An 8,824-nucleotide genomic window follows, 5' to 3' on the forward strand; every position below is an offset into this window, starting at 1 on the left:
TATGATGTGCGGAGGAATGTTGCAAAAAGAATGAGTCCGCATAGGCGGACTTGGATTGCCAAGGCGCGATTTCAATCCCCCGCTTACTCTAACCGGATTGCTGGGAGGATTTTTTCTGCCCCCGATCGCCAATAATCACCTTAGCAATTTGTCCGATAACCAATGGCACGAAACTCATGCCCAGAATGACAATCCAACCATTGAGACCGGGAGGAACGGTTTTCAGGACATCAGAAAGACCGGGAACGTACACCGCACATAAGAGCAAACCGATAGAAATCAGGAGTGCGCCCCAGATATAGGGATTTTTGGTAATTTCATTGCGGAATAAACCGGAGGAATTGTCGCGCATGTTAAACACATGCCACAAGCGTCCGAAAGCGAGAGTGAGAAAGGAAATGGTAATGGCTTTGTTAGCCTCCATGCCTTGCTGTGAGGGGTCGAGTTGCTGCACTTCAATATTGGGACTGTACCAGGCGATCGCAAACGCGCCCACGGTAGTTGCCGCAATCAGGACGCCATAGGCGGAAATCGCCCACCAATAGCGCTTTGTGAGAATACCCGCTTGCGGATTCCGGGGCGGACGTTCCATCAGGGCTGGTTCCCCCTCGCCCACACCCAACGCTAGAGCGGGAAACACATCATTAATGGCGTTCAGATACAAAATTTGCAAGGGTAACAACGGCAGCGGTGCATTGACAATAGAAGCGGCACCCACGGCGATAATTTCTCCCACATTTCCGGAGAGCAAGTATAAAGTAAACTTGCGGATATTGTTAAAAATCGCCCGTCCTTGTTCCACCGCCGCCACAATGCTGGCAAACGCATCATCCTGCAGCACCATATCCGAGGCTTCCTTCGCCACCTGAGTGCCTCTTGCGCCCATTGCCACGCCGATATCGGCTTTTTTCAGAGCCGGTGCATCGTTGACCCCATCGCCGGTCATCGCCACCACGGCATTATTTTGCTGATGCAAGGTAATTAAATTCAGCTTTTGCTCCGGGCTAACCCGGGCGAAAATCGGCGCTTCCACCATGCGGCGGCGTTCTTCGTCCGATAGTTCCTCGGGATTTTTCAGTTCTTTCCCCCGCACCACCTCGGCATTTTCATCGTCGGTCAATCCCACGGATATTCCCACATTGCGGGCGGTGACGGGTTGATCGCCGGTGACCATGATAACGCGAATGCCGGCGTCGTGACATTCGTTTAAGGCGTCTCGCACATCTTGGCGCGGCGGATCGAGCAATCCGACAATACCTAACAAAGTGAGATTACAGTAAGGGTCGGTGTCTGTGGCGGAGGCGGTTTTTTCTGCCAGGGCGAGAATCCGCAATCCTTGTGCGGCGAGGTCGTTGCTGCGATCTTTCCACTGTTGGGTGCGATCGCCGTCCATTTCTTCCTCACCGTCGTCGGTTTTGATGTGCGAGCATACTTCGAGAACCGCTTCTGGTGCGCCTTTCACCGCCACCCGATACTGGCCGTCGATTTCGTTAAATGTGGCCATCATTTTGGTTTCCGGATCGAAGGCAACTTCTCGCGCTTCGGGCATTTTTTCGAGCAAGGCATCGCGATCGCGTCCCGCTTTGCCCCCAGCGATTAATAGTGCGACTTCCATCGGATCTCCCACCACCCGACTTTCGTTGGAGTTTTCCGGTTGCAAAGCGGCATTATTGCACAGCACTCCCACTTCGAGCAAATCGCCCAGAATGGGGTGGTCGTTGGGGTCGATTTTGCTCTCGTTTTGTTTGAATTCCCCTTTCGGTTCCAGGGATTCCCCGGTGACTTCGATCTCACCGGAGGGTAAGATAATTTTAGTCACCGTCATCCGGTTTTCGGTGAGCGTCCCGGTTTTGTCCGTACAGATAACGCTGGTGGTGCCCAGGGTTTCCACCGCAGAAAGCTGGTTAATCAAAGCATTGCGTTTCGCCATGCGCCACATGCCGCGCGCCAAGGCCACTGTAGCTACAATTGGCAATCCTTCCGGGATGGCAGCAACTGCCAGGGCGATCGCAGTTTCGAGCATCAAAAATAAATCTTTCCCGCCGAGAATGCCGGCGATCGCCACCACCGCCACAATCCCTAGCGTCACCCACACTAACCGCCGCCCCAACTTGTCCAGGCGTTGTTCCAGAGGCGTTTTTTCTTCCTCCGCCTCCTGTGCCATCTCGGAAATATTTCCCAATTCCGTCTGCATCCCAATGGCAACCACCACCCCTTCCCCATTTCCGCGCGTCAGGGCAGTGCCTTTATAAAGCATATTTTTCCGGTCCGCTAGGGAGGCGTCTTCCGCCATCGGTTCGGTACTTTTCGAGACCGGCACTGACTCCCCAGTAAGGGAAGATTCATTAATTTGCAATTTCGACGATTCAATCAATCGCAAATCCGCCGGGATTAATTCCCCACTGGAAAGCACTACAATGTCTCCCGGAACCACTTCTTCTGCCGGAATTTCTTCGACTTGTCCGTCTCGCCGCACGTGAGCTTTTGTCTTGCTTAATTCTTGCAGCGATTTCATGGACTGCACCGCCTTCACTTCGGTAAAAAACCCAATGGCAGCGTTAATTAAAATCGCAATTAAAATCGCAATGCCCTCGATCCACTCTCCCACAATAAAGGAGACGATCGCCGCTACGGCTAATAATCCAATAATCAGACTTTTGAATTGCTCGATTAAAATATCCCACTTGCTGCGGGTTTTCGCTTCTTTTAAGCGGTTCGCACCATAGTCCTCCCGCCGCTTTTCGACCTCGGATTTATTCAGTCCCTCTTTCTGGGAAACATCCAGTTTTTGCTGGATTTCTTCTGTGGATTTTGTCCAGGGTTTCTGGGGAATTTCTGTCATTCTTCCTCCCGATATTAATCTACGGTCAGTTTGCTTAATTGCTGGAAAATTTTCTATTGCAAACTTCGCCCGACTGCTAGGGCAATTCTCCGATAAATCGCTCCCGTTGCCCTCGCAAACAGCCACGATTTTCGCTAAAATTTGAGAAAATTATTATGGGTATGTTAGGGAAAACCCTTTGCCAAATGAGCAATTGCCTACCTCGGCTCGCCCATTCTCTTCGGAAAAAAATTAATCGCTCCTTTGTTAAAAGGAAGTTTATTTTTTTGCGTTATCTGAATTGTAGCAAACTGTCTCTATGCGTCAATTGAACTGTAGGGATATTGACAAATCAGCAAAAGTGTGCATTGCGCTGAGTTGTCGCGATCGCTACCCCAATTCCCCGGTGAGAAAACCGATGGGATGACCCCAATTCCCCTGCTATGGGGCGATTCACCCAATCTCCACTGACCCTGAGTATTTCTACTCCGTCACGGCCACCAGCTACAATAAAAAAATACCCGCTATGCGAAAAACCCGCGCGATCGCAACAGTCGATCGCCCAAAATCCAATCCGCAAAAAATCCTCGGGTTCGGTAACGGGGTTTAACATAGCAGTTCGGGATTTTATGCGAATTTACAGCAGCTTTTTGAAATATTACAATTTTTCGCATAATTTTATTGCTGTCAAACCAAAGGAGAAATATGGCAACCTTAGATCGAAGAAGAACCGAAAACCTCAGCGGCGAATTTTACGTAGATACCACCTGCATTGATTGCGATACCTGTCGGTGGATGACCCCAGAAGTGTTCGATCGCGAAGGGAAACAGTCAGCAGTTCATCATCAACCGGAAACCGACACCGAAAGACTGCGCGCGATGCAGGCCCTTTTATCCTGTCCCACCGCTTCCATCGGTACGGTCCACAAACCGACAGATATCAAACAAGCTCAACAAAGCTTTCCCCTTTTAGTGGATGACAACGTTTACCATTGCGGCTATCATGCCGAAAGTTCTTTTGGTGCGGCAAGTTATTTCATTCGCCGCCCCTCCGGGAATATTTTAGTGGATTCGCCTCGGTATTCGCCACCGTTGGTGAAGCGATTGGAAGAAATGGGCGGCGTGCAATTGATGTACCTCACCCATCGCGATGATGTGGCAGATCATCAAAAATTTCACGATCGCTTTGGTTGTCTACGCATACTTCATCAAGAAGAAATCAATCCCAAAACCCGCGATGTAGAAATCAAACTCGAAGGTTTAGACCCCATCCAACTCGCCCCGGATTTGTTAGTGATTCCTGTCCCCGGCCACACCAAAGGTCACACCGTGTTATTGTACGATAATAAATTCCTCTTTAGCGGCGATCATCTGGCATGGTCAGACACCTTAAATCAATTAATTGCCTTCCGTCGGGTTTGTTGGTATGATTGGTCTGAGTTAATCCAATCGATGGAAAAACTGCCAGCGTATTCCTTTGAATGGGTGCTACCCGGTCACGGTCGCCGCTACCACAGCGATCGCAAAACCATGAAAAAGCAATTGCACCAGTGCATTGCCTGGATGAAACATCAATAAGTTTTTCCCCTTGGCCAAACAAACCCGTTTAAAATTAACCGTAGGGTGTGTGGCCGGGGCTACCCCATCGAAACACAAAACAGGCCAATTCATCCCCCGGACACGCACCGATTTGGAGCAAAAAAACGAAACAATTTTGATAGAAACGCGGCAAAATTATGGGGTATGGTTACTGGGAGAGGCAGAGCCTTGGAAGGGGCATTCCCAGCATGTGCTGGGAATGAGTTAGGGAGTCAATGAGGCATAAAATCGCCGATTAATCTAGGGCAGAAACGCGATAAATTCCCTCACCGTCCTCGGTTTTTTCTAACAGCCAATGGGAATAACTGCGAAAGGTTCCTTCCATAGAGTTTTGGTTGGCAAATACCAGCATATCTTCCAAACCATCGCCATTGAAATCTGCCCGAACCACTTCTCGCCAAGAGAACAACATGCCCCCCTCTTCTTCCACTTCTAGCTCGTAGGGAGTTTGACGGGTAATCACCAGTTTAGTGTTGGCGATATAATCGGCCAAGGTGACACCTTGGGCGGTATCTTCTTCTAATTGTGCCGCTGCATCCGGGTTAATGCCGCGCATCAGGATAACGGGTAAAGCATCGAAGTCGGTTAAGACAAATTCCGGGAGGTAACTTTGGGTAGGAACCGTGGCAGACTGTAGGTATTTGAGCGGATTGCACGCCCGTTTAAAGAAGCCTTCCATTGTCATGTCGAAGGTACTTTGGGCGAAAGCGCCATCAGCGATCGCCGCGAAATATTCCCCACAGGTTTCCACGCGAACTGGACCGGAGGGCGTGGAGAGAAACTCGTAAGCTTTCGGGTCATCCGCACCGAGGGGAATTTTTTCCCCCATCAATTCGGCAATTTGTTCTACAGTAATCGACCCCTCTACCACGCGATCGCCAATTTGAAGCGGCGATCGCAATTCAAATGCAGCCGCAGAAGGGTTGGGAGAAGAGTCTACAGGCATCCCCGAGGTCGGGAAATTGGCACAAGCGGATAGCAACATCAAACAACTCAGCCACGCGATCGAAGATTGGGATTTTATCATCTCGATTGCAGGGTATAATCCTGGAAAAACGACTGTTTTTTTGAGAGATTGGTGGAGGTTTGCCGGCGCGAAAGCCACGAAAACCCGAGCCGATCCGGGCGCGGAAGATTGCACCAATTCTGAAAAAAAATAAACCCCCACGGGAAAGAATTGCCCGTCAGTCCATTTAGAGGATAAAATTTTGCGCCGGTGGCAATAGAGAAAACAAGATAGCCCGTCACGGGAAAGCGGCGATCGCGACCCTCTGCAAACAGCCTAACCGCACCGAGACAGGGGTGAAACAATCACCGGGGTCAGTTGCCAAACCGTCCCGAAAATGTTTAGGCTAATGTAATCTTTTATCAATACTAACCTGGTAAACCAGAACCGTTTCCCCAACACCCACTTTGCGCCATGAATCGGATCGCCTCTTCTAGTCCTACGACAATCGACCCGCGAGAAAAAGCCTATTTAAAGCAACAGCCAGAATATCGATCGATTGAATCCCTGGCCGAAATGTGGCCCCAGACCCGATCGCGCTTTGGCGACATTCTCGCTTTATTCGACCCCCACGCCAAACCCCAAGTCAAACTGACCTATCGGCAACTGGTCGATCGCATGGAGCAATTTGCGGCGGGGGTGCAAGCCTTGGGACTGCCCGCGATCGCCGATCGCCTCCCACCCCGCGTCGCCTTGTTTGCCAACAACAGTCCCCTGTGGATTATTGCCGATAGCGGATTGATTATGGCCGGTGCGGCAGATGTGGTGCGCGGTTCCGACGCCGATGCCGAAGAACTGCTTTATATCCTCAAACACAGCGGCAGCATGGCCCTCGTGGTGGACAACCGGGCAGTGTTGAACAAACTGCGGCCCGGACTCGATGACCTGCCCATCCAGTGGATCGTCTTGCTCTCGGAAGAAGAACCGATCCGGGAACAGACCCTGCCGGTGCCGGTCCTGACCTACAGCGAAGTAATGGCCAAAGGTGCCAAGGCGCAGCGACAACCCGCCCCCCTGAAGCGCGATACCGTCGCCACCTTAATTTACACCTCCGGCACCACCGGCTTCCCCAAAGGCGTCATGCTCACCCACGGCAACTTGCTGCACCAAATCACCAACCTTTCCGGGGTGATTCAGCCGCAACCGGGCGATCGCCTGCTCAGCATCCTACCCACCTGGCATACCTTTGGACGAACTGGCGAGTATTTCTGCTTCTCCCAAGGCTGTACCCAAATTTATACCAACCTGCGCTCCCTAAAATCCGACTTCAAAGAACATCAACCGCAATTTATGGTTGCAGTTCCCAGACTCTGGGAATCGATTTATGACGGGGTGCAAAAGCAATTCCGCCAGCAGCCGGCCAATAAGCAAAAATTAGTCAATACCTTGCTCGGATTTAGTCAGCGTTATGTGGAAGCCGGACGCACCCTGAAAGGACTGCACCTGTCAGCGCATCCCCCCAGGGTGAAGGAAAAAGGAGTAGCGGCGATTCAGCGAGTGCTGCTGTGGCCCTTGCACGCGATCGGCGTTCAACTGGTTTACAAAAAAGTCCGCCAAGCCACCGGGGGCAAACTCAAATATGCTATCAGTGGCGGCGGATCCCTCGCCATGCACATCGAAAGCTTTTTAGAAATCGTCGGCTTGCAAGTGCTGGTCGGGTATGGGTTAACCGAAACCTCGCCGGTGCTGACCGCGCGGCGCTTCTGGCATAACCTGCGCGGATCCGCCGGACGCCCGCTTGCCGAAACCGACATCCGCATCGTGGATCCCGAAACTCGTCAACCGCTTCCGATTGGCGAAAAAGGATTAGTGTTGGCGCGCGGACCGCAAGTGATGCAAGGGTATTATCAAAACCCGGAAGCCACCCGCAAGGCGATCGATCCGGAAGGATGGTTCGATACCGGAGATCTGGGGTGGATGACCCCCGGACGGGATTTAGTGCTCACCGGTCGGGCAAAGGATACCATCGTCCTCACCAACGGCGAAAATATCGAACCGCAACCGATTGAAGATGCATGTTTGCGAAGTCCGTATATTTCCCAAATTATGCTCGTCGGTCAAGACGAAAGGAGTCTCGGTGCTTTGATCGTCCCGGATTTCGATGCATTGGAAAAGTGGGCGGCGGCGCAAAATCTGCGATTGCGTTTACCCGGTTCTGAATCGGGTGGGGAATTATCTCCCGATGAAATTACTCTGGAGAGTCCACAAGTTCGGGAGTTGTTTCGTCAGGAGTTAAATCGCGAGGTGAAAAATCGTCCCTCTTATCGACCGGATGACCGGATCGGTCCGTTTCGCACGATCGCCGAACCGTTTTCGATGGACAATGGTTTGCTAACTCAAACGTTGAAAATCAAAAGACCTGTGGTGATGGAGCGCTATCGGGAGGCGATCGCCGATATGTTTGCCCGCTCTTAATCCGATTCGCGCGGTTCGTGCTAGCATAGCGTTGCCAATTTCCGGCACGGAAAGTTCTTTAAAATTTCCCAGAGGTCAGATTTCTATGGATGTCTCTAATTCTAAATTAACGTTGAAGCGCTCTTGCGTGGTCAAGGCGATTGTCACCCCGCGCTGGAAGGAGGAAGTCCAGCAACAACTGCAAAACCAAATTAACCAAATTGACCGCCAAATGCAGCAACTGGAAATGCAGGGACAACAGATGATTTCTAACCTGCAAAGTCAAGGTCTGCAACCCCCCGGACCTCAAGTACAACAACAAATTGAAAATGTCAAGGTTCAGGTGAGCCAAAAGCAAAAAGAAATGCTCGACCAGAAAAATAAAATTCTGCAAGATTTACAACAAGTGCAAACCCTGGAAATGGAAGGGGAAGTGGCAAGCGGTCAGATAGACAGCTTTTTTCAGGTGGAAAGAGGCGACGATTTGGCGAAAAAAATGCAGGTGGAAATAGTGGTGCGCGATGGCGTGGTAGAAGAAATTCGCGGTGATTTGTAACCGCAAAACCTGGGCGATCGCCACTCAATCGATCGCGCTTCCTCGAGCAGTTGCAACACTCACACGGGGGTGCGATCGCGCACTCCCCGCTCAATTGCCCGGGGAAAACCCCGAGGCTGACCCCGGCAACCGTTGCCCGTTGAGCGCCTTCACGCAACTCGCAGATTGCACGGGAAACGCGATCGGCACACCACCATCCCCCCACCCCCGCACCGCGATCCGCAACGGGACAGATCGGGTTACAATTGAATCTTGCTTGTGCGATTCGTTCCCGCAAAAGTGGAGGATAAATGCCCGAAACGTAAGCGGGGCAAGGAATACAGCCCCCGAGGCTGACCCCCCCAGAGGATGGTAAGTCTGATGGTTGGCCGAAACAAAACGGTGTAAACCGAGACAAAACAGCCCTCCGAAAACCTCGGAAAACTAAAGGTTAAGAGAATTTCACAAT

Annotated in this window: 6 protein-coding genes; 3 read left to right on the forward strand and 3 right to left on the reverse strand. The window is 51.4% G+C overall.

All coding sequences use genetic code 11. The features are described 5' to 3' along the window. Nucleotides 1-88: 88 nt before the first annotated feature. Together LKK83_RS02100 and LKK83_RS02105 are read right to left on the reverse strand one after the other, a co-directional pair. Nucleotides 89-2,842, reverse strand: coding sequence for a cation-translocating P-type ATPase (locus LKK83_RS02100; protein ID WP_324629128.1), 2,754 nt, complete (start codon nucleotides 2,840-2,842; stop codon nucleotides 89-91). 331 nt (nucleotides 2,843-3,173) lie between these two features. Next, entirely contained in the window at nucleotides 3,174-3,434 is a 261-nt protein-coding gene (locus tag LKK83_RS02105) for a hypothetical protein (protein ID WP_324629130.1), read from the reverse strand. A 92-nt stretch (nucleotides 3,435-3,526) separates the two neighbouring features. Here LKK83_RS02105 and LKK83_RS02110 point away from each other — a divergent pair, with 92 nt between their 5' ends. After that, nucleotides 3,527-4,399: an MBL fold metallo-hydrolase gene (locus tag LKK83_RS02110; protein WP_324629131.1), complete on the forward strand. Its 873-nt coding sequence runs from the start codon at nucleotides 3,527-3,529 to the stop codon at nucleotides 4,397-4,399. Between the two features lie 256 nt (nucleotides 4,400-4,655). Here LKK83_RS02110 and LKK83_RS02115 read toward each other — a convergent pair whose 3' ends face one another. Further along, nucleotides 4,656-5,447 (reverse strand): hypothetical protein, encoded by a 792-nt coding sequence (locus tag LKK83_RS02115; RefSeq protein ID WP_324629132.1) that lies wholly within the window; start codon nucleotides 5,445-5,447, stop codon nucleotides 4,656-4,658. A 393-nt stretch (nucleotides 5,448-5,840) separates the two neighbouring features. Between LKK83_RS02115 and LKK83_RS02120 the strand changes: the two genes are divergently transcribed. Next, nucleotides 5,841-7,841, forward strand: a complete 2,001-nt coding sequence (locus LKK83_RS02120) for an AMP-dependent synthetase/ligase (protein ID WP_324629133.1) — start codon at nucleotides 5,841-5,843, stop codon at nucleotides 7,839-7,841. Between the two features lie 85 nt (nucleotides 7,842-7,926). Continuing rightward, nucleotides 7,927-8,376 (forward strand): YlqD family protein, encoded by a 450-nt coding sequence (locus LKK83_RS02125; protein ID WP_324629134.1) that lies wholly within the window; start codon nucleotides 7,927-7,929, stop codon nucleotides 8,374-8,376. The last annotated feature ends 448 nt before the right edge of the window (nucleotides 8,377-8,824 follow it).

It is taken from the genome of Phormidium sp. CCY1219, from assembly GCF_035615515.1.
Taxonomy (GTDB): domain Bacteria; phylum Cyanobacteriota; class Cyanobacteriia; order Cyanobacteriales; family Laspinemataceae; genus CCY1219.

Excerpts from the sequence above, each read along its gene's own strand:
- LKK83_RS02105 (WP_324629130.1), bottom strand. The coding sequence starts at position 3,434 with ATGTTAAACCCCGTTACCGAACCCGAGGATTTTTTGCGGATTGGATTT.
- LKK83_RS02115 (WP_324629132.1), bottom strand. The coding sequence starts at position 5,447 with ATGATAAAATCCCAATCTTCGATCGCGTGGCTGAGTTGTTTGATGTTG.
- LKK83_RS02100 (WP_324629128.1), bottom strand. The coding sequence starts at position 2,842 with ATGACAGAAATTCCCCAGAAACCCTGGACAAAATCCACAGAAGAAATC.
- LKK83_RS02110 (WP_324629131.1), top strand. The coding sequence starts at position 3,527 with ATGGCAACCTTAGATCGAAGAAGAACCGAAAACCTCAGCGGCGAATTT.
- LKK83_RS02125 (WP_324629134.1), top strand. The coding sequence starts at position 7,927 with ATGGATGTCTCTAATTCTAAATTAACGTTGAAGCGCTCTTGCGTGGTC.
- LKK83_RS02120 (WP_324629133.1), top strand. The coding sequence starts at position 5,841 with ATGAATCGGATCGCCTCTTCTAGTCCTACGACAATCGACCCGCGAGAA.